Genomic DNA, 21,513 nt, shown 5'->3' with positions numbered 1-21,513 from the left:
GCCATGCATCATGCGCTTGATGTCATCACCATCGGCGAAGCCATGGCCATGTTTGTCGCCACCGAAACCGGCGACCTGGCCCGGGCGGAGCACTTTTTTAAACGCATCGCGGGCGCTGAGCTGAACGTCGCCACCGGCCTTGCGCGCCTCGGCATGAAAGTCGCCTGGGTCAGCCGCGTCGGCGATGACAGCTTCGGGCAGTTCGTGCTTAATTCGCTGGAAAAAGAGGGCATCGGCACCGGCGGCGTCACTATTGACGGGCGGTACGCAACGGGTTTTCAGCTGAAATCTAAGGTTGAAAATGGAACCGATCCCATTGTGGAATATTTCCGCAAGAATTCCGCCGCCAGCCATTTGTCACTGGCAGATTTCGACGAAGCCATGTTCACCAGCGCGCGCCATCTGCATCTGAGCGGCGTGGCGGCGGCCTTGTCGTCTGATGCGTATGCCCTGCTGGATCATGCGGCGGGCGTGATGAAAGCGCGCGGCAAAACGATCTCTTTCGATCCTAATCTGCGGCCGGTGCTGTGGAAGAGCGAAGCCGAAATGGTAGAAAAACTTAATCACCTCGCGTTCCAGGCCGACTGGGTGCTGCCGGGGCTCAAGGAGGGTGTCATCCTTACCGGCCAGCAACACCCGGAAGGCATCGCCGATTTCTATCTCTCACGGGGTGTGAAAATGGTGGTGATCAAAACCGGCTCCGACGGCGCGTGGTTCAAAACCGCCGACGGCGAGCAGGGGGCGGTGGCGGCGATTAAAGTGGATAACGTGGTGGATACCGTGGGCGCAGGCGATGGCTTTGCGGTCGGCCTGGTCAGCGCGCTGCTGGAAGGCCGTTCACTTAAACAGGCTATCGATCGGGGAAATAAAATCGGCTCACTGGCCATTCAGGTGCAGGGAGACAGCGAAGGATTGCCAACGCGGGCACAGCTTAACGAGGGGTAAAGCGCCCCTCTTTATCATATTTGAACCTCAGTACCCTACAATGCCAGAGGCAACCCTATGAAAAGTCCGACTAATGCAACAAAACGCTGGCTGTACATTATGCCGATTGTGTTTATCACATACAGCCTGGCTTATCTGGATCGCGCCAACTTTAGCTTCGCCTCCGCGGCAGGCATCAATGACGATCTGGGCATCACTAAAGGCGTCTCATCGCTGCTGGGCGCGCTGTTTTTCCTCGGCTACTTCTTCTTCCAGATCCCCGGCGCAATGTACGCTGAACGCCGCAGCGTGCGGAAATTGATCTTTATTTGCCTGATCTTATGGGGCGCCTGCGCCTCGCTCACCGGCGTGGTAAATAATATTCCGGCGCTGGCGGCGATCCGCTTTATTCTTGGCGTGGTGGAAGCGGCGGTGATGCCCGCAATGCTGATTTATATCAGCAACTGGTTTACTAAATCAGAACGCTCGCGCGCCAATACCTTCCTTATTCTGGGTAACCCGGTCACGGTGCTGTGGATGTCGGTAGTGTCCGGCTACCTGATCCAGTCTTTCGGCTGGCGGGAAATGTTCATTATTGAAGGCGTACCGGCAGTGATCTGGGCATTCTGCTGGTGGGTGCTGGTCAGGGATAAACCGTCGCAGGTGTCATGGCTGGCGGCAGAGGAAAAAGCCGCGTTGCAGGCGCAGCTGGAGCAGGAACAACAGGGTATTAAAGCGGTGCGTAATTACGGCGAAGCCTTCCGTTCGCGCAACGTGATCCTGCTGTGTATGCAGTATTTTGCCTGGAGTATCGGCGTGTACGGCTTTGTGCTGTGGCTGCCGTCGATTATTCACAGCGGCGGTGAAAATCTCGGTATGGTGGCGGTCGGCTGGCTCTCGTCAGTGCCTTATCTGGCGGCGACCATTGCGATGATCCTCGCTTCATGGGCGTCGGATAAAATGCAAAACCGTAAACTCTTTGTCTGGCCGCTGCTGTTGATCGCCGCTTTTGCCTTTATCGGCTCCTGGGCCGTAGGGGCGAACCATTTCTGGGTTTCCTATACGCTGCTGGTGATTGCCGGTGCGGCGATGTATGCCCCTTATGGTCCCTTCTTCGCCATCATCCCGGAAATGTTGCCGCGTAATGTCGCGGGCGGCGCAATGGCGCTGATCAACAGTATGGGCGCGCTTGGCTCTTTCTTTGGCTCCTGGTTCGTGGGTTATCTCAACGGATCGACAGGCAGCCCGGCGGCATCGTACATCTTTATGGGGGTGGCGCTTTTTGTCTCGGTATGGCTTACTCTGATTGTTAAGCCTGCTAATAATCAACAGATTCCGGCGGGCGCGCGCCACGCATGATGCGCCTGACGACCCGCTATTACTGATTTGGGAGAACCGCATGAAGCCGTCCATTATTCTGTACAAAGCCATGCCTGATGATCTGCAAAAACGTCTGGAAGACCATTTCATCGTGACCAGGGTGCCGAATCTGCATCCTGAGACGGTGCAACAGCATGCAGAGGCATTTGCCAGTGCGGAAGGTTTGCTGGGTTCAAGCGAGAAAGTCGATGCCGCGCTGCTGGAGAAAATGCCGAAGCTGCGCGCAACTTCGACCATCTCGGTAGGCTATGACAATTTCGATGTGGATGCGTTAAACGATCGTAAGATCCTGCTGATGCATACGCCCACCGTGCTGACCGAAACCGTGGCCGATACCATGATGGCGCTGGTGCTGAGCACTGCCCGTCGGGTGGTGGAAGTGGCGGAGCGCGTAAAAGCAGGCGAATGGACGAAAAACATCGGGCCGGACTGGTTTGGCATCGACGTGCACCATAAAACGCTGGGCATCGTCGGCATGGGCCGCATCGGTCTGGCGCTGGCGCAGCGCGCGCACTTTGGCTTCGGCATGCCGATCCTCTATAACGCCCGTCGTCATCATATGGAAGCGGAAGAGCGTTTTGGCGCGCGTTACTGTGAACTGGATGCCCTGCTGGAAGAAGCCGATTTTGTCTGCCTGGTGTTGCCGCTAACGGATGAGACGCACCATATGATCGGCGCGGATCAGTTTGCCCGCATGAAATCCTCGGCGATCTTTATCAACGCCGGTCGTGGCCCGGTGGTGGACGAGAAAGCGCTGATCGCAGCGCTGAAGAACGGCGAGATCCATGCTGCGGGTCTGGACGTTTTCGAACAGGAGCCGCTGCCGGCAGATTCGGAACTGCTGTCGCTGCCGAACGTGGTCGCCCTGCCGCATATCGGTTCCGCCACCCATGAAACGCGTTACAACATGGCCGCCTGCGCGGTGGATAATCTGATCGACGCGCTCAATGGCAAGGTGGAAAAAAACTGTGTGAATCCGCAGATTGCGAAATAGCCGGAAACCAGAAAAGAAAAAACCCCGCATGGCGGGGTTTTTTTTAGAAAGCGTGCTTTAAACGGAAGCGATTACAGGCTTACAACGTTACCAGCAGACGGGCCTTTAGCGCCGCTTTCGATGGTGAAGGACACTTTCTGGCCTTCATCAAGGGATTTGTAGCCATCGTTCTGGATAGCAGAGAAGTGTACGAACACATCTTTAGAGCCATCGTCAGGAGTGATGAAGCCGAAGCCTTTGTCAGAGTTGAACCATTTTACCAGACCAGTCATTTTACCAGACATAGAGATTACCTTTTTAATTAAGTTTGCCTTCCGGCGCTACGGCGTGCTTTACAGATTTTAAGCGATAAAGGAAAGCTCTCAACGAAGGGTATCTATGGATAACTCCTGGAGGGACTGCTTTATAAAGTGCTTTAGGTCTGTACGTCAAACCGGGGAGCATTAACGCATTATCCCGGAGGCTTAGCAAGACTTATTTCAGCCGTCCAAAAGGCCAGGGCCTCAGCGAAGCGGCGGATCCCCCCGCTTTTTGGCGGGGGGACGAAACGCTTATTGCGTCGCGTTAACGGCAGCGGTCCAGGCTTGCGTAAACGCCTGATGCTGCGACGCCAGCGGCCCAATCAGCGAGTTATACTGGCTGGCCTGCTGGGAAGTCGGGAACTGGATCCCGTTGGCGACAAAGCTCACCTGCGTATCCTGCTGGGCAATAAAATCACCCACCTGAACCAGTTGCTGCGTAAAGATTTGTGCAGCCGGGATCAGCGGTTGCAGCGCGTTTGACGGCGCGGTAACTACTTTTTGATAAGCCTGGTCATAAACCGGCTTCAAATCATCGGCCTGTTTCAGCGCGGCACGCGAAGAATCCGCCTGCATTTTTGCATTCTGCAACTGCTGGCTCAGCACGCCTAACGACCCGTTTGCCTGACGCAGCGGTTCGCGCTGGGTCATGTAATCCTGCGGCACGCGAATGGCATTCACGCTGTCTACAACCGGACGCAGACCCGCGTCCATCGCCTGATTCACCTGCTGGGAATAACCATAAAGAATGGCGTAATCCGATACAAAGGGACCAAACTGTTTTTTCTGATCCGCGGTCAGGGTAGGCAAACGCTCACCGCTGCGCATCACTGTATTTTGCAGAAAATCGATAAACGCCTTGCGCTGATCGCCTTCTTTATCAAAACACCCACTCAGGCTAACCACCATTAATAACGCCGCAAGAGGCGCAAACCAGCGAGAGCAGGACTTTCCTGTCGCCATTTTATTACTCCTTTCACCCAAAAAAGCGCACACCGGCACACACGTGCCCGACGCTGACAAGGATAGTCCAGGTCGGCTTTGCAAGATACCCTTTCCTGACATTCTTGTCAGGGAAAGCCCCGCATCGGAATTGCTCTGCGGCCCCCGCTACGCTTAGTGCGTACCGGCAATGCTTAGTATTTTTTTTGCTGATCATTTACAAAAGTCTACAGCTGAAAACTAGGGCTTAATGATCAAGGCATTAAAGAGAGCCTGGGCAAGAAAAAAGGTATTTTTAGTATATAAAGGTCCATTACCTGACAATTAATCACTCTCGCAACCATCCAGAATAATATTTACCGACTACTCTTAAATGGCTCGTTGTCGTTTACGATCACGCCTTGTGATTTATGAGGAGTTCTCAATGGAATATAAAGATCCTATGTTTGAACTGCTTAGCAGTCTGGAACAAATTGTCTTTAAACACGATGTATCGCAACAAACTATCACGTTGAATCAAAAACCTAATCCTTTCAGTGAGTTTGAGCAGCTGCGTAAAGGTACCGGTCTGAAAAACGATGATTTTGCCCGGGTAATGGGTGTGAGCGTGGCGATGGTTCATGAATGGGAGTCTAAAAGGGTAAAACCCTCCCCGACTGAACTGAAGTTGCTGCGCCTGCTCCAGGCCAACCCAAGATTAAGTAAGCAATTGATGGAATAATTTTTTGTACTTTGTACCTGAGGTGTTCCTGAAAGTTTAAACCCGCCAAATGGCGGGTTTTATGTTTTTTAAGGCGCTGCTATGTTATCCCCTGCCGTATTCGCCTTTTAAGCCTGGAACGCTCTTGATCAATTTCAATAACTATATTCTTTCCGTGCAGCAACTGACGCTGCAACTGCCCCCCGCCCTTCCTCCCCATAGCGGAAATAGTGCTGGTCTGCATTACTGGCTCTATCTGCCTGCGTCGGCCATCAGGCATATTTTCGTGGTCTATCACGGCGGCGGCGTTCACAGCCAGGCGGGTTATCAGATCCTTGCCCGTCAGCTCAGCGCCACGCCAGGCATCGCGGTCTGTCTGGTGGATATGCGCGGGCATGGTCAGTCGGCGTCAGGCAAGCTAATGCATCCCCGCCAGATCTGGCAGGATGTCGATACCCTGCTTTCGGTCCTGCATAAGACTTACCCGCAGGCTGGCTGCCATTTGCTGGGCCATTCCAGCGGCGGCGGTATGCTGCTCAACTACGCAACGCGTCTGCCGCGAAATCCGTTAGCGCGCAGCCTGACGCTGCTCGCCCCGGAGCTGGGGCCGTTCTCCGGAACCGCGCGCCCGCTACCTGAGGCGGATAAGTTCGCCACGGTGAAAAACTGGCCTTTTATTCTCAATGCGCTTAGCGGAGGCCGCTTGTGCGGGCAGTATCCGGCGGTAAACCTGCACTTTCCGGCGCAGGTGCTGGAAAGCGATCCGCGCGTTGTGCGCCATTACACCGTAAATATGGCGAACGCCTTAACGCCGCAGGCACCGGCAAAACAGCTGGCGGCGCTGACCCTGCCCACGCTGATTCTGGCAGCAGAGCAGGATGAATTATTCAGTGCGGAGGCGATAACAACCTTAGTACGTCAGCAGAATAACCCGCAGGTGCAGTGTGAGACGTTACCCGGCTGCGGGCATCTGGATTGCGTGTTTGGCGTGGCAGAGCGGTTACGGCGATTTCTTGCATAAAAAAACGGCCTCCTTTTCAGGAAGCCGTTGGTATTTTTGTGCCGGGTGGCGCTGCGCTTACCCGGCCTACTGCAACAGCGAAATATCCGCGACCTGCAGGAACAGCTCACGCAGCTTCGCCAGCAGCGTCAGGCGGTTGATGCGTACCTCGGCGTCTTCGGCATTCACCATCACGCTTTCAAAGAACTCATCCACCGGCTCGCGCAGCGAGGCCAGCTCGATCAACGCGTCCTGATAACGGCCTTCAGCGAAGACCGGCTGCAGCTTATCGCGCATCACCGCCACCTGCATGGCAAGGCGGATTTCCGCATCGTCTTTCAGCACCGAGGCGTGAACGTTATCGTTCAGCGGCTCGCTGGATTTCGCCAGGATGTTGGAGACACGTTTGTTGGCTGCCGCCAGCGCCGCCGCTTCGGAGAGCGTACGGAAGTGGGACACCGCCTTCATACGCGCATCGAAATCAGCCGGACGGGTCGGACGACGCGCCAGCACCGCCTGAATGGTATCCACGCTGTAGCCTTCGTCCTGATACCAGGCGCGGAAACGGCCCAGCATAAAGTCGATGACGTCATCAGTGACCCTGGCGTTGGTCAGCTTATCGCCATACAGACGCACGGCTTCTTCGGTGAGGGTTTGCAGATCGAGAGAAAGGTTTTTCTCGACGATAATACGCAGCACGCCCAGCGCGGCACGACGCAGCGCAAACGGATCTTTGTCGCCTTTCGGGTGCTGACCGATACCAAAGATACCCGCCAGGGTGTCCATTTTATCGGCAATCGCGACGGCGCAGGCCACCGGGTTGGACGGCAGCGCATCACCGGCAAAGCGCGGCTGATACTGCTCGTTCAGGGCCACGGCAACGTCTTCCGCTTCGCCATCGAAACGTGCGTAGTGCATGCCCATCACGCCCTGGGTGTCGGTGAACTCGAACACCATGTTGGTCATCAGGTCGCACTTGGAGAGCAGGCCCGCACGTTCAGCATGGCTGACATCCGCGCCAATCTGACCGGCGATCCAGCCCGCCAGCGCGGTGATGCGGTCAGTTTTGTCGCGCAGCGTGCCGAGCTGTTGCTGGAACAGTACGGTTTGCAGACGCGGCAGGTTATCTTCCAGACGCTTTTTACGGTCGGTATTAAAGAAGAATTCTGCATCCGCCAGACGCGGGCGCACCACTTTCTCGTTACCGGAAATAATTTGCTGCGGATCGCTGGACTCGATGTTCGCCACAAAGATGAAGTTCGGCAGCAGTTTGCCGTCCGCCGCATAAACCGGGAAGTATTTCTGGTCACCCTTCATGGTGTACACCAGCGCTTCGGACGGTACGGCGAGGAATTTCTCTTCAAATTTCGCGGTCAGCACCACCGGCCATTCCACCAGCGAGGCCACTTCTTCCAGCAGGCTTTCGCTCAGATCGGCATTGCCGCCAATCTTACGCGCCGCTTCTTCAGCGTCCGCTTTAATTTTGGCTTTACGGGCTTCGTAATCCGCCATCACTTTGCCGCGCTCCAGCAGGATCTGCGGATACTGATCGGCATTGTCGATGGTGAATTCCGGCTCGCCCATAAAGCGGTGGCCGCGGATCACGCGATCGGAGGTGATACCGAGGATCGTCGCCGGGATCACTTCATCCCCCAGCAGCAGCGTCAGGGTATGAACCGGACGCACGAAGTGTACGTCGCTTGCGCCCCAGCGCATCAGTTTCGGGATCGGCAGTTTAGCAAGGGAGGTCGCAATCATGTTCGGCAGCAGCGTCTGCACGCTTTCGCCTTTCACATGGGCACGATAAAGCAGCCATTCGCCTTTATCGGTGGTCAGACGCTCCGCCTGGTCAACGGTGATACCGCAGCCGCGCGCCCAGCCTTCAGCCGCTTTGCTTGGTTTACCTTCCGCGTCAAAGGCCTGAGCAATCGCCGGGCCACGTTTTTCAACTTCACGATCCGGCTGCGCGGCCGCGAGGCTGGCGATTTTCAGCGCCAGACGGCGCGGGGCGGCGAACCACTCCACGTTACCGTGGGCGATGCCCGCGGCATCCAGTTCCGCCGTCACATTCGCAGCAAAGGACTCCGCCAGGCTGCGCAGGGCTTTTGGTGGCAGCTCTTCAGTGCCGAGTTCCACCAGAAAAGTTTTTTCAGACATGGCCGCCTCTTATTTATTTCGGTTGCACATCGGGAAGCCAAGGGCTTCACGGGACGCGTAGTAAGCCTCTGCAACGGCTTTGGTCAGCGTGCGAATACGCAAAATGTAACGCTGACGTTCAGTCACGGAGATGGCTTTGCGCGCATCCAGCAAGTTAAAGCTGTGGGCGGCCTTCAGAATGCGCTCGTAAGCAGGCAGCGGCAGCGGGGTTTCCAGCGCCAGCAGCTGCTGCGCTTCTTTTTCATACTGCTCGAAGCAGGTGAAAAGGAAATCGACGTCAGCGTATTCGAAGTTATAAGTGGACTGTTCCACTTCGTTCTGATGGAACACGTCGCCGTAGGTGGTTTTACCCAGCGGGCCGTCGCTCCAGACCAGGTCGTAAACGCTGTCCACGCCCTGAATGTACATGGCCAGACGTTCCAGGCCGTAGGTGATCTCACCGGTAACCGGTTTGCATTCCAGACCGCCCACCTGCTGGAAGTAAGTGAACTGCGTCACTTCCATGCCGTTCAGCCACACTTCCCAGCCCAGACCCCAGGCGCCCAGCGTCGGGTTTTCCCAGTTATCTTCGACGAAGCGAATGTCATGGATGGTCGGATCCATACCCAGTTCTTTCAGGGAACCGAGGTACAGCTCCTGGATATTGTCCGGAGACGGCTTAATGACCACCTGAAACTGGTAGTAATGCTGTAAGCGGTTCGGGTTTTCGCCATAGCGACCATCGGTCGGACGGCGGGAAGGCTGCACATAGGCGGTCGCCATAGGCTCTGGCCCCAGCGCGCGCAGGCAGGTCATCGGGTGTGAGGTGCCGGCGCCCACTTCCATGTCCAATGGTTGAACAATGGTGCAGCCCTGGCGAGCCCAGTAATCCTGTAAGGTCAGGATCAGGCCCTGGAAGGTCCTGGTATCAAACTTTTGCATAATATTTCGTGCTGGATACGGTGGATTTAAGGAAGTCGCCAGTATACCCGTTGACCGCAAGATATACAGTACGAAACGGGGTTGTTTAGGGAAAATTGGGTTTGTGGCGTGGCCTTAGCGCATGGAAAGGTGCAAAAACTGACCGTCGGGATCGAAAGCGCAAACAAAACGTTCTTCACGGGGCGTATAGCCGCGCACTTCATAACTCGCCTGAAATTGTACAAAGCCGGTGACTGCAATATTCTGCGCCCCGGTATTATAGCGGTGAGCGGCGTTCTCTTTGCACAGTTGCTCCATGGACAACGAGCGGGCCGGGCTGACCTTCGCCTGCTGCGCTTTTTGTACGCTCTGCCCGTCAGGGCTGCTACAGCCGGTCAGTAAGAGTAATAATGCTGGAAATACACACTTCATCATCATTTTTATCGCCGCCATGTTATCTGGCTATTATTTTTAATTAGAGGGAGCAGGCTGATTGCGCTGTTAAATATATTGCAAACACAGCATGGCAGGTACAAGCGCAAGCCGGGAAACTCGGAATTATCCAGTGAGAACACGCTGGCAATTGCGAGTCAGAGCCTGTTTAAGACGGAAATCGGGGAACGAATGCAGTCAAAAATTAACTGGATAGACAATCTGCGGGGCATCGCCTGCCTGATGGTCGTGATGATCCACACCACCAGCTGGTATATCACTAACGCGCAGAGCGTCAGCCCACTGTACTGGGATATGGCAAATATCCTCAATTCCGCGTCGCGGGTCAGCGTACCGCTGTTTTTTATGATTTCAGGCTATCTGTTCTTTGGTGAACGCAGCGCGCAGCCGCGTCATTTTTTGCGTATCGGCCTCTGCCTGCTGTTCTACAGTCTGGTGGCGTTTCTCTATATTACGTTTTTTACCTCGATAAACGGCGAGCTGTCGCTGAGAAACCTGCTGCAAAAGCCGGTGTTTTATCACCTGTGGTTTTTCTTCGCCATCATTGTGATTTACCTGCTGTCGCCGCTGATCCAGGTGAAAAGCGTGAGCGGCAAAATGCTGCTGGCGCTCACCGTGGTGATTGGCGTGGTCGCCAACCCTAATACCCTGTCGCTGAAAACCGGCGGCGTGGAATGGCTGCCGGTGAATCTGTACATCAATGGCGATACCTTTTACTACGCGCTGTACGGCATTCTCGGGCGCGCCCTCGGCATGATGGATACGCAGCGCAAATATGTGAGCGGGCTGTGCGCGGCGCTGTTTATTGCCGCAGTGTTTGTCATTTCACGCGGTACGCTGCATGAACTGCGCTGGCGCGGTAATTTCGCCGATACCTGGTATCTCTATTGCGGCCCGATGGTGTTTATCTGCGCCATCAGCCTGCTTACGCTGGTGAAAAACACGCTCAATACCCGCGTTCTGCCGGGTCTGGGGCTGATCTCGCGGCATTCATTAGGCATTTACGGCTTTCACGCGCTGATTATTCATGCGTTACGCACGCGCGGGGTGGAGATAAAAAGCTCGCCGCTGCTGGATATGCTGTGGATCTTCGCCGCCGCGCTGGCATGCAGTTTAGCGCTGTCGATGCTGTTGCAGCGCCTCGATAGCCGTCGCTTCGTCAGCTGATGGCCCGCTGGCGGGCACGGTGCAGCTGCCGCGGAGAGGAAAATCCCGCGGCCTGCGATGCGTGTTCGACACCGCGCCCCTGCACCAGCCACTGCTCCGCCACCGCCAGCCGCAGCTGTTCCAGGTAGTCGCGCACGCTGATGCCCAGATGTTGCTGGAACAGCCGCGTCAGGTGACGCGGGCTGACGTGCGCACAGGTGGCAATGTCCGCCAGCGACCAGGCTTTTTCAGGTGCATTCGTTAACGCATCCTGCGCCCGGTGGATCGCCGGATGCAGATGATTACGATAGCGCAGCCAGGGCGACAGCTGTGGATCGTCCCCGGAGCGGCGGAACCACACCACCATCTCCCGCGCTACGGCCAGCGCCGCTTCCGGCCCGCACAGGCGGTTAATCAGGTGCAGGGTTAAATCAATCCCCGAGGTGATACCGGCGCTGGTCCAGATGCCGCGATCTTCAATAAAAATGCGGTTCTCTTTCACCTGCGCGGTCGGCGCGGCGGCCTTCAGCCGGGCGATCACGTCGTGATGCGTGGTGCAGGTGATCCCCTGCATCAGCCCGGCTTTCGCCGCCAGCAGGGAGCCGGAACAGACGCACATCAGTGTGATTTTCTGGCTGTGGATCAGCGGCTGCTGGCGCATCAACCAGTGACAAATACGGTCGGCCTGCGGTGTGGCGAAATAGCGTGAGGAGTCTGACACGCCGGGAAGCACCAGCAGACTGCCGTCCGGCAGCGTATCGGGCAGCGGCGCGATATTGCCCATGGTCACGCCGACAGAGGTCGGCACCTCGGCGTCCGGCCCGATGAAATGCAGGCGGAACGCATTGCCCGCCAGCGCAAAGGTTTCTGCCGGGCCGGTCATATCCAGCGCCAGCACCCCCGGCAGCATCACGAACCAGACATCCACACTCATGCAAGCGACTCCAGCGTTTGGGTTACGGTTTTAATGGCGGCAAAGCGATCCACCAGCACGGTTTCCGTGCGGTGGCGCAGCGTTGCGCTGTCCAGCGTAATGCCATTATGCGTCATCGGGAAGGTTAACGTCGCTTCGCTGACAAAGGTCACGCGGTAGCCCAGATCCGCCGCCACCAGACGGAGCATTGCCTCCTGAAATGCAGGCAACTACTCCTCCTCCTGCCAGAAATCTTTTTGCGGGAAGGATTGTTGGGTATCGATATTGATAAGCGCGGTACGGGTCATTTCAGGACGCCTTGTGCAGTGGGTGTACTGCCATTCTGACAAGGCGTCCTGCGTTTGCTAATACCAGAAAAGGACATCATCAGGCCGTTCGCGGACGGCCTGCTTTCACGACATCAACGGCAGAAGCTGCTGGTAGATGCGGCGGAAGGTTTCCCGGCGCGGCGCATAATACGCGTGGCGCGCGGCATCCGGCAGATGCGCCTGCTCCAGCGGCAACGGCGGCAGCAGATCGGACAGCGCCCGATCCGGGTTAAGGGCGATCTGCGCCAGCCTTGCCGCGCCGAGCGCAGGACCGACATCGCCGCCGGTGCGGTAATCCAGCTGCTGACCGCTGATATCCGCCAGCATTTGCCGCCAGTAAGGGCTGCGCGCCCCGCCGCCAATCAGCGTGACGCTTTTCGGCGTGATACCACAGGCATGCACCACGTCCATACCATCCGCCAGCGCGTAGCCGACGCCTTCCAGCACAGCGCGCGCCAGTTCGTTCTGCCCGTGCTGATGGGTCAGACCAAAAAAGACGCCTTTCGCCTGCGGGTTGTTATGCGGCGTGCGCTCGCCGGAGAGATACGGCAGAAACCAGAGGTCACCGGCGTTCTTATCCGCCTGCTGCGCGGCGTTAATCAGTTCCGCCACCGAGGACAGGCCGGTCAGCTTCGCCGCCCAGTCGAGACAGGAGGCGGCGCTCAGCATCACGGACATTAAATGCCAGCGTTCCGGCAGCGCGTGGCAGAAACTGTGCACGGCGCTTTCCGGTTTACTCAGAAAGCCATCGCTGACGGCAAAATAGACGCCGGAGGTGCCGAGGGAGAGCATCGCCTGGCCCGCATCGATCATGCCAACGCCCACGGCACCGGCGGCGTTATCGCCTCCGCCAGCCACCACCGGCACGGCGGGTAATCCCCAGGCCTGCGCCACCTCAGGCAACAGACTGCCGGTAATGGCGCTGCCTTCAAACAGCGCGGGCATCTGGTCGCGGGTCAGTCCGCAGGCTGCCAGCAGGGTATCGCTCCAGTCACGCTTCGCGACGTCCAGCCACAGGGTGCCTGCCGCATCGGACATATCGCTGGCGTACTCGCCGGTCATGCGCAGACGCAGGTAATCTTTAGGCAGTAATACTTTCGCCACGCGGGCGAACACGTCCGGTTCGTGACGCTTCACCCACAGCAGTTTTGGCGCGGTAAAACCGGGCATCATCAGATTGCCGGTAATGGCGCGCGAGTCCGGCACCTGGGCTTCAAGCAGCGCGCACTCTTCACCGCAGCGGCCATCGTTCCATAAAATCGCCGGACGCAGGATAACGTCCTGTTTATCAAGCAGGGTGGCGCCGTGCATCTGCCCGGCGATCCCCACGGCTTTTACCTGGGCCAGCGGATGCTGTGCGCCGAGGCCTTTGATTGCGCGATCCGTCGCCAGCCACCACTGTTCGGGATCCTGCTCGGACCAGAGTGGATGCGGGCGTGAAACCGTCAGCGACTCGGTGTAAGAGGCAAGCACGTTACCCTGCTCGCCCAGCAGGATCGCTTTTACGCCCGAGGTGCCGAGGTCGATACCGATGTACATAATGACTGCTCCTGTACAGGCTGTGATCGGAGCGCCACGACGAACGTGGCGCTCAGGGTTTTCTAACCAAACAGATAACGGTTAACGAGATTTTCCAGCAGTTCCTGATGGCCGCTCTGGTGCTGCGGCGCCAGGTTTTGTTGCTCAGCGTGCTTCGCCAGTTCCGCCAGCGACAGCTGTCCTTTCAGGATCTGTTGACCCAGCTCACCGTTCCAGCCTGCGTAACGCTTCGCCACGCGCTTATCCAGTTCGCCGCTTTCAATCATGCGCGCCGCCACTTTCAGCGCCAGCGCCATGGTGTCCATCGCGCCAATATGACCGTAGAACAGATCGTATTTGTCGGTGCTCTGGCGGCGGATTTTGGCGTCAAAGTTCAGACCACCGGTGGTAAAACCGCCCGCTTTGACGATTTCATACATCACCAGCGCGTTCTCTTCAACGCTGTTCGGGAACTGGTCGGTATCCCAGCCCAGCTGTGGATCGCCACGGTTAGCATCCACAGAGCCAAAGATGCCCAGCGCGATGGCGGAGGCGATCTCGTGGTGGAAGGTGTGCCCCGCCAGGGTCGCGTGGTTGGCTTCGATATTCACTTTGATCTCTTTTTCCAGACCGAACTGCTTGAGGAAACCGTAGACCGTGGCGACGTCGTAATCGTACTGGTGCTTGGTTGGCTCCTGCGGTTTTGGCTCGATCAGCAGAGTGCCCTGGAAGCCGATTTTGTGTTTGTGCTCCACCACCATCTGCATGAAGCGGCCAATTTGCTCGCGCTCCTGACGCAGATCGGTATTCAGCAGGGTTTCGTAGCCTTCGCGACCACCCCACAGCACATAGTTTTCACCGCCCAGTTGATGGGTGGCGTTCATTGCCGTCACCACCTGCGTGGCCGCCCAGCTGAACACTTCCGGATCCGGGTTGGTGGCCGCGCCCGCGCCGTAACGAGGATTAGTAAAGCAGTTTGCCGTGCCCCACAGCAGCTTCACGCCGCTCTCCTGCTGTTTTTGCGCCAGCACGTCGGTCATTTTCGCAAAATTGTTCAGATACTCTTTCAGCGATGCGCCTTCCGGCGAGACGTCGACATCATGGAAGCAGTAGTAAGGCACGTTCAGTTTGTGGAAAAACTCAAAGGCCACATCGGCTTTACGTTTTGCCAGCTCAAGCGCATCGCCCGCCTGCTGCCATGGGCGTTCAAAGGCCCCCACGCCAAACATATCGGAGCCGTTCCAGCAGAAGGTGTGCCAGTAACAGGCGGCGAAACGCAGATGATCTTCCATGCGCTTGCCCAGAACCAGCTCGTCCGGATTGTAGTGGCGGAAGGCTAACGGATTGGTGGATTGGGTACCTTCGTAGCGTACACGTTCAAGTTGGTCGAAATAGGCTTGCATAATCAGCTCCATAATCAATGTATGCGGCGAGTGTTCGTTGCTGCGTTAATACTGGATCCTCTCAGCGCCTGGCTCAATTACGTTATTTCACACTGCTATTGAGATAATGCACAAACGTGCGCTGGCTCCCAAAATAAATGTCTACAGGTTACCTTGCGGCGCGCCTTCCAATTTTCTGCAAAATCTAATACCCGGGAAGATTAAAATCAGATCGCGGTCATAAATTAGCAAATAAACCAAATATCGTAACGCCAGGATAAAAATCAGTAATTGCCAGGTTTTGATTCCGCGTTAAGAATTTGCTGCGTCTGGATCCTGCATGTTTCTTTTATCTCAGGCCCTATAACCCTACAAAAAGGTATTACTATTATGAAGATAAAGAACCTTTGCCTTACAGTCTGCGCTTCCCTGCTGCTCGCCACCTTTGCCGGGCAGGCGAAAGAGATCAAAATCGGTATGGCCATTGATGACCTGCGTCTGGAGCGCTGGCAGAAAGATCGCGATATTTTTGTTAAAAAAGCCGAATCCTTAGGTGCCGAAGTATTTGTGCAGTCTGCGAATGGCAACGAAGAAACCCAGATGTCGCAGATTGAAAATATGATCAACCGCGGCGTTGATGTGCTGGTTATTATTCCTTACAACGGTCAGGTATTAAGTAATGTCGTAAAAGAAGCGAAGCAGGAAGGCATAAAAGTATTAGCCTACGATCGCATGATTAATAATGCTGACATCGATTTCTATATTTCCTTTGATAATGAAAAAGTGGGCGAACTTCAGGCGCAAAGTCTGGTAGAAAAAGTGCCCCAGGGCAATTATTTCCTGATGGGCGGCTCACCGGTGGATAATAACGCCAAGCTCTTCCGCGCCGGTCAGATGAAAGTATTAAAACCCTATATCGACAGCGGAAAAATTAAAATTGTCGGCGATCAGTGGGCTGACGGCTGGCTGCCGGAAAACGCGCTGAAAATCATGGAAAACGCGCTGACCGCCAACAATAACAAAATTGATGCGGTAGTCGCCTCGAACGACGCCACGGCGGGCGGCGCGATCCAGGCGCTGAGTGCGCAGGGTCTGGCGGGTAAAGTGGCGATTTCAGGCCAGGATGCGGACCTCGCCGGGGTCAAACGCATTATCAACGGCAGCCAGACGATGACCGTCTATAAGCCGATCACCCAACTGGCGAACACCGCTGCGGAGATCGCTGTCGAACTGGGTAACGGTAAAGAGCCTAAGTCCGATGCCACGCTGAACAACGGACTGAAAGATGTGCCCGCCCGCCTGCTGACGCCAATCGAAGTGAATAAAGACAATATCGACGCCACCGTCATCAAAGACGGATTCCATCAAAAGAGCCAGCTGTAATCTTTGTGCGCTTCCCCGTCCGGTACGGGGAAGCGTTTCAAATACTGTTATTCCCTGGCCTTATGCGGAGCGGGTATGCCTTATTTACTTGAGATGAAAAACATTACCAAGGCCTTTGGCGCAGTCAAAGCCGTGGATAATGTCAGCCTGCAACTGAACGCCGGAGAAGTATTGTCCCTGTGCGGCGAGAATGGTTCCGGTAAATCCACCCTGATGAAAGTGCTGTGCGGGATTTATCCCTTTGGCAGCTATGACGGCGACATCGTTTTTGCGGGCGAAACGATCGAGGCCAGCCATATTCGCGACACAGAGCGCAAAGGCATCGCCATTATTCATCAGGAACTGGCGCTGGTGAAACACCTCACCGTGCTGGAAAATATCTTCCTCGGTGCCGAAATCACCCATCACGGGGTGATGGATTACGACACTATGACGCTGCGCTGCCAGAAATTACTGGCGCAGGTCAGCCTCGCCATTTCTCCCGATACCCGTGTGGGCGACCTGGGTCTCGGGCAGCAGCAACTGGTGGAGATCGCCAAGGCGCTGAACAAGCAGGTGCGCCTGTTGATCCTCGATGAGCCTACTGCCTCGCTGACGGAACAGGAAACCGCGGTGCTGCTGGATATTATTCGCGATCTGCAACACCACGGCATCGCCTGCATCTATATCTCGCACAAGCTGAATGAAGTGAAAGCCATTTCAGACGTTATCTGCGTGATCCGCGACGGACAGCATATCGGCACCCGCGAGGCCGCCGGAATGAGTGAGGATGACATTATCACCATGATGGTCGGCCGCGAACTGACCGCCCTTTACCCGAATGAACCCCATACTACCGGCGACGAGATCCTGCGCGTGGAGCATCTGACCGCCTGGCATCCGGTCAACCGGCATATTAAGCGCGTCAACGACGTCTCCTTTTCCCTTAAGCGCGGCGAGATTTTAGGCATCGCCGGGCTGGTCGGCGCCGGGCGTACCGAAGCGGTCCAGTGCCTGTTTGGCGTCTGGCCGGGGCGTCATGAAGGACGGGTATTTATTGATGGCCAGCCGGTACAGATCCGTAACTGTCAGGAAGCCATCCGCCACGGCATTGCGATGGTGCCGGAAGACCGCAAAAAAGACGGCATCGTGCCGGTGATGGCGGTGGGTAAAAATATCACCCTCGCCGCGCTGGATCAGTTTTCCGGCCCGCTCACCAGCCTCGACGATGCCGCCGAGCAGCAATGTATTTTGCAGTCGCTGGCGCGGCTGAAGGTGAAAACCTCCTCGCCGGAGCTGGCGATTGGCCGCCTGAGCGGCGGCAATCAGCAGAAGGCGATTCTGGCGCGCTGTCTGCTGCTCAACCCGCGCATTTTGATCCTCGATGAACCCACGCGCGGCATTGATATTGGCGCGAAATACGAGATCTACAAACTTATCAATCAGCTTGTGCAACAGGGCATCGCCGTCATTGTCATTTCATCGGAGCTTCCGGAAGTGCTGGGCCTCAGCGATCGGGTGCTGGTCATGCACGAAGGCAGGCTTAAGGCCAATCTCATCAATAATCATCTGACCCAGGAACAGGTTATGGAAGCGGCGCTGAGGAGCGAACATCATGTCGAAAACCAACCCATCTGAACTCAAGGTGTCCGCGCCGCAGCCTGTTACCTTTGGCGGACTGAAATCACTGAATTTGCAGGTATTCGTGATGATTGCCGCGATAGTGGTGATCATGCTGTTTTTCACCTGGATGACTGACGGCTCGTACCTGAGCGCGCGTAATGTCTCCAACCTGCTGCGCCAGACGGCGATCACCGGCATTCTGGCGGTGGGCATGGTGTTTGTGATTATTTCCGCAGAGATCGATCTCTCGGTCGGCTCGATGATGGGGCTGCTGGGCGGCGTGGCGGCGATTTTCGACGTCTGGCTGGGCTGGCCGCTGCCGCTGACCATCGTGGTAACGCTGGTGCTGGGCCTGCTGCTCGGCACCTGGAACGGCTGGTGGGTGGCGTACCGTAAAGTGCCGTCGTTTATCGTCACGCTCGCCGGGATGCTCGCCTTTCGCGGCGTGCTGATCGGCATCACCAACGGTACCACCGTGTCGCCCACCAGCGCTGCCATGTCGCAGATTGGTCAAAGCTATCTGCCGGACGTCGTCGGCTTTGGCGTCGGCGCGCTGGGGCTGATTGCTTTCACGTTGTGGCAGTGGCGCGGGCGGATGCGCCGCCAGGCGCTGGGACTTAGCGCTGGCGCGTCGTCTTCAGTCGTGGGCCGCCAGGCGCTGATTGCAGTGATCGTGCTGGGGGCCATCTGGCTGCTGAACGATTACCGTGGCGTGCCGACGCCGGTGCTGATCCTCACCTTCCTGTTGCTCGCCGGGATGTTTATGGCGACGCGCACCGCCTTTGGCCGTCGCATCTATGCCATCGGCGGCAACATCGAGGCGGCGCGCCTTTCCGGTATTAACGTGGAGCGCACTAAGCTGGCGGTCTTCGCCATCAACGGCCTGATGGTGGCTATCGCCGGTTTGATCCTCAGCTCACGACTGGGCGCCGGTTCACCTTCCGCGGGGAACATCGCAGAGCTTGATGCCATCGCCGCCTGCGTAATTGGCGGCACCAGCCTCGCCGGGGGCATAGGCAGCGTGGCGGGCGCGGTAATGGGGGCATTCATTATGGCGTCACTGGATAATGGTATGAGCATGATGGACGTGCCGACGTTCTGGCAATACATCGTCAAAGGAGCCATTTTGTTGCTGGCGGTATGGATGGATTCGGCCACCAAACGTCGCGCATAAGGTAATGAAATCTCAGGGATGATCACACTGCCGGAGGAAATTTTTCCGGCAGTGTGCTGAATGTGGTAAGCAGACGTAGTGTTCTACTGAATAAGAGACCAACATGTTTGAAAAGCGCCACCGCATTACGTTGTTATTCAATGCCAATAAAGCCTATGACCGCCAGGTTGTCGAAGGCGTGGGTGAATATTTGCAGGCGTCGCAGTCCGAGTGGGATATTTTTATTGAGGAAGATTTTCGCACCCGTATCGACAATATCCGCGAATGGCTGGGGGATGGCGTTATCGCTGACTACGATGACGACGAGATCCAGAGGTTGCTGGCCGGGGTTAATGTGCCCATCGTCGGCGTGGGCGGTTCGTACCATCGCGCGGATAACTATCCGCCGGTGCATTACATCGCGACCGATAATCATGCGCTGGTTGAAAGCGCCTTTTTGCATTTAAAAGAGAAAGGCGTACAGCGTTTCGCCTTTTACGGCCTGCCCGCTTCCAGCGGCAAGCGCTGGGCGGTGGAGCGGGAGTATGCGTTCTGCCAGCTGGTGGCGCAGGAGAAATATCGCGGCGTGGTGTATCAGGGGCTGGAAACCGCGCCGGAGAACTGGCAGCACGCGCAAAACCGACTGGCCGACTGGCTGCAAACCCTGCCGCCGCAGACCGGTATTATCGCCGTCACCGATGCCCGCGCCCGCCATGTCCTGCAGGTGTGCGAGCATCTGCATATTCCTGTGCCGGAAAAACTGTGCGTGATCGGTATTGATAACGAAGAGCTGACGCGTTATCTGTCGCGCGTGGCACTCTCGTCAGTGGCGCAGGGAACACGGCAAATGGGCTATCAGGCAGCGAAACTACTGCACCGTCTGCTGGATAATGAGCCATTGCCGTTACAGCGATTGCTGGTGCCGCCGGTGCGCGTGGTGGAGCGGCGTTCGACGGATTACCGATCGCTGAGCGATCCCGCGGTGATCCAGGCCATGCACTATATCCGCAATCACGCCTGCAAAGGGATCAAGGTGGATCAGGTGCTGGATGCGGTAGGCATTTCGCGATCGAACCTGGAAAAGCGCTTTAAGGAGGAAGTGGGCGAAACCATTCACGCGGTGATCCACGCTGAAAAACTGGAGAAAGCCCGCAGCCTGCTGATTTCCACCTCGCTGTCCATTAACGAGATCTCGCAGATGTGCGGTTATCCGTCGTTGCAGTATTTCTATTCGGTATTCAGGAAGGAGTACGACACCACGCCGAAGGATTACCGTGACCGGTACAGTGAAGTGATGATGTAGCCGTTATTGCCTGACGAAAAAAACGCCTTCCGGCTGGAAGGCGTTTTCGTTTACATGTGGGCGGCAATCAGTCGCTGATTGTCCTGATACATGGCAAACAGATAGTTGTTGTAGCGCTTGCCCTGCGTGGAATAGCCTTTGAGCTTATGGATCATATTGCTCGCCGTCACTTCCTGGTCCGCTTTGCGCAGCTGCGCGCGGGACTTACGGAACGACTTATACGCCGGGTGCGTATTCAGGTTAACCACGTAGGCGTTCACTGACTCTTTCACCGAAGCAAACTGGGAGTAGCCTTTCACCTTGCCGGGCGCGTTCGTACAGTGACCTTTCATGCACTTCATGCCGAACAGGTTATTGTTGCTACGCGCCAGCTTAGAGGTTCCCCAGCCGCTTTCTGCTGCGGCCATGGTCGCCACCATGCTGTCCGGAATGATGTCGACGCGATCCAGCAGCGTATTCCACGGAATACGGCGGGTATTGCCCGACCAGTTCACTTTGTAGCGTTTGGCAATATCCTTCAGGCGCGCGCGCTCGGCCGACGACCACTGGCTTTCGTACTGTTTGGACATCAACCAGTTACGCTCAGCAGCGATCGTTGCGTTTTGACTCGTAATATAAGGCATGACCGTCCGGAGAAACGCTTTTTTTCTTGGTGTCCCGGAAGGGTATTTTCGCAAATCAGGAAGTGAACTACTCTTTGCACTATTGCGAGAATACTCTTGTTTACTGCTAGCCTGCTTCTTACTTATCTGTTTGGTTATCGGGGTTTTATGACTCGCTGTTTTTTCGTGCGTCTTGGCAAGCACCTCACCGGAAAATACCAGGGTGAGAAACATTAGAATCGTTACCCCATATCGTCGTATGGGAGTCGTTATCATCAGGTCTCCAGGTCGGATTGTTGCATTCCAACACCTTATTTGATTCACAATTTTGAGAGCGGAATCTCAAATCATATCAAAAATACCCTTTTATTGACACACAATGAATAAGCGATTTCCGAATGCGTGTCATCAGCTAATCCGTTTCAGCGTATAA

19 protein-coding genes and 1 pseudogene are annotated in these 21,513 nt (G+C 56.2%); 10 read left to right on the top strand and 10 right to left on the bottom strand.

Annotated features, from left to right (window positions below; translation table 11 throughout):
• Positions 1-3: 3 nt before the first annotated feature.
• The 3 genes from ACQUTD_RS19970 to ghrB are packed head-to-tail and all read left to right on the top strand — an operon-like array spanning position 4 to position 3,298.
• Positions 4-945 (top strand): PfkB family carbohydrate kinase, encoded by a 942-nt coding sequence (locus ACQUTD_RS19970; RefSeq protein ID WP_473277261.1) that lies wholly within the window; start codon positions 4-6, stop codon positions 943-945.
• Between the two features lie 57 nt (positions 946-1,002).
• On the top strand, positions 1,003-2,283 hold the full coding sequence (locus ACQUTD_RS19965; protein ID WP_318375601.1) for an MFS transporter: 1,281 nt from the start codon (positions 1,003-1,005) through the stop codon (positions 2,281-2,283).
• A gap of 40 nt (positions 2,284-2,323) precedes the next feature.
• Positions 2,324-3,298 carry a glyoxylate/hydroxypyruvate reductase GhrB gene (ghrB, locus tag ACQUTD_RS19960; protein WP_473277262.1) on the top strand — a complete coding sequence of 325 codons (975 nt, stop codon included), beginning with the start codon at positions 2,324-2,326 and terminating at the stop codon, positions 3,296-3,298.
• Between the two features lie 71 nt (positions 3,299-3,369).
• Here ghrB and cspE read toward each other — a convergent pair whose 3' ends face one another.
• Both cspE and ACQUTD_RS19950 read right to left on the bottom strand, forming a co-directional pair.
• Entirely contained in the window at positions 3,370-3,582 is a 213-nt protein-coding gene (gene cspE / locus ACQUTD_RS19955; RefSeq protein ID WP_072571448.1) for a transcription antiterminator/RNA stability regulator CspE, read from the bottom strand.
• Positions 3,583-3,849: 267 nt separating this feature from the next.
• On the bottom strand, positions 3,850-4,560 hold the full coding sequence (locus tag ACQUTD_RS19950) for a DUF3053 domain-containing protein (protein ID WP_072571447.1): 711 nt from the start codon (positions 4,558-4,560) through the stop codon (positions 3,850-3,852).
• 403 nt (positions 4,561-4,963) lie between these two features.
• Between ACQUTD_RS19950 and ACQUTD_RS19945 the strand changes: the two genes are divergently transcribed.
• The gene (locus ACQUTD_RS19945; RefSeq protein ID WP_072571446.1) at positions 4,964-5,260 is read left to right on the top strand and encodes an HTH-type transcriptional regulator; all 297 of its coding nucleotides are present in this window, start codon (positions 4,964-4,966) and stop codon (positions 5,258-5,260) included.
• Between the two features lie 124 nt (positions 5,261-5,384).
• Entirely contained in the window at positions 5,385-6,260 is an 876-nt protein-coding gene (locus ACQUTD_RS19940; RefSeq protein WP_473277263.1) for an alpha/beta fold hydrolase, read from the top strand.
• Positions 6,261-6,326: 66 nt separating this feature from the next.
• Here the strand turns inward: ACQUTD_RS19940 and glyS are convergent, their stop codons facing one another.
• The 3 genes from glyS to ACQUTD_RS19925 form a co-directional block, all read right to left on the bottom strand.
• Entirely contained in the window at positions 6,327-8,396 is a 2,070-nt protein-coding gene (glyS, locus tag ACQUTD_RS19935; protein WP_318375604.1) for a glycine--tRNA ligase subunit beta, read from the bottom strand.
• 9 nt (positions 8,397-8,405) lie between these two features.
• Positions 8,406-9,317, bottom strand: a complete 912-nt coding sequence (gene glyQ, locus ACQUTD_RS19930; protein WP_072571444.1) for a glycine--tRNA ligase subunit alpha — start codon at positions 9,315-9,317, stop codon at positions 8,406-8,408.
• Positions 9,318-9,431: 114 nt separating this feature from the next.
• Complete coding sequence (locus ACQUTD_RS19925; protein WP_318364587.1) at positions 9,432-9,734, bottom strand: YsaB family lipoprotein; 303 nt, start codon at positions 9,732-9,734, stop codon at positions 9,432-9,434.
• Between the two features lie 186 nt (positions 9,735-9,920).
• Between ACQUTD_RS19925 and ACQUTD_RS19920 the strand changes: the two genes are divergently transcribed.
• Positions 9,921-10,916 carry an acyltransferase family protein gene (locus tag ACQUTD_RS19920; RefSeq protein ID WP_473277264.1) on the top strand — a complete coding sequence of 332 codons (996 nt, stop codon included), beginning with the start codon at positions 9,921-9,923 and terminating at the stop codon, positions 10,914-10,916.
• Here the strand turns inward: ACQUTD_RS19920 and ACQUTD_RS19915 are convergent.
• The 4 genes and pseudogenes from ACQUTD_RS19915 to xylA form a co-directional block, all read right to left on the bottom strand.
• The gene (locus tag ACQUTD_RS19915) at positions 10,909-11,829 is read right to left on the bottom strand and encodes a helix-turn-helix domain-containing protein (RefSeq protein WP_473277265.1); all 921 of its coding nucleotides are present in this window, start codon (positions 11,827-11,829) and stop codon (positions 10,909-10,911) included. The genes ACQUTD_RS19920 and ACQUTD_RS19915 overlap by 8 nt on opposite strands.
• Positions 11,826-12,005: pseudogene (locus ACQUTD_RS19910) on the bottom strand (hydrolase); the annotation flags it as partial. The gene ACQUTD_RS19915 and the pseudogene ACQUTD_RS19910, both read right to left, overlap by 4 nt.
• A 216-nt stretch (positions 12,006-12,221) precedes the next feature.
• On the bottom strand, positions 12,222-13,676 hold the full coding sequence (xylB, locus tag ACQUTD_RS19905) for a xylulokinase (RefSeq protein WP_473277266.1): 1,455 nt from the start codon (positions 13,674-13,676) through the stop codon (positions 12,222-12,224).
• Between the two features lie 62 nt (positions 13,677-13,738).
• Complete coding sequence (gene xylA / locus ACQUTD_RS19900; RefSeq protein WP_099458832.1) at positions 13,739-15,058, bottom strand: xylose isomerase; 1,320 nt, start codon at positions 15,056-15,058, stop codon at positions 13,739-13,741.
• A 369-nt stretch (positions 15,059-15,427) separates the two neighbouring features.
• Between xylA and xylF the strand changes: the two genes are divergently transcribed.
• From xylF to xylR, 4 genes are all read left to right on the top strand, one after another.
• Positions 15,428-16,420, top strand: a complete 993-nt coding sequence (xylF, locus tag ACQUTD_RS19895; RefSeq protein ID WP_318364591.1) for a D-xylose ABC transporter substrate-binding protein — start codon at positions 15,428-15,430, stop codon at positions 16,418-16,420.
• Between the two features lie 75 nt (positions 16,421-16,495).
• Positions 16,496-18,037: a xylose ABC transporter ATP-binding protein gene (locus ACQUTD_RS19890; protein ID WP_318375003.1), complete on the top strand. Its 1,542-nt coding sequence runs from the start codon at positions 16,496-16,498 to the stop codon at positions 18,035-18,037.
• A complete protein-coding gene (xylH, locus tag ACQUTD_RS19885; protein ID WP_473277267.1) occupies positions 18,015-19,196 on the top strand; it encodes a xylose ABC transporter permease XylH in 1,182 nt (393 codons plus the stop codon). Before ACQUTD_RS19890 ends, xylH begins: the two co-directional genes overlap by 23 nt.
• Positions 19,197-19,299: 103 nt before the next feature.
• The gene (xylR, locus tag ACQUTD_RS19880) at positions 19,300-20,478 is read left to right on the top strand and encodes a D-xylose utilization transcriptional activator XylR (RefSeq protein WP_072571435.1); all 1,179 of its coding nucleotides are present in this window, start codon (positions 19,300-19,302) and stop codon (positions 20,476-20,478) included.
• Positions 20,479-20,528: 50 nt separating this feature from the next.
• Here xylR and ACQUTD_RS19875 read toward each other — a convergent pair whose 3' ends face one another.
• Positions 20,529-21,356, bottom strand: a complete 828-nt coding sequence (locus ACQUTD_RS19875; RefSeq protein ID WP_072571434.1) for a protein bax — start codon at positions 21,354-21,356, stop codon at positions 20,529-20,531.
• Positions 21,357-21,513: the final 157 nt, after the last annotated feature.

The organism is Enterobacter sp. K510, from assembly GCF_055804875.1.
The sequence above is the reverse complement of the archived record's forward strand: the minus strand, read 5'-3'. Positions and strand labels throughout refer to the sequence as shown.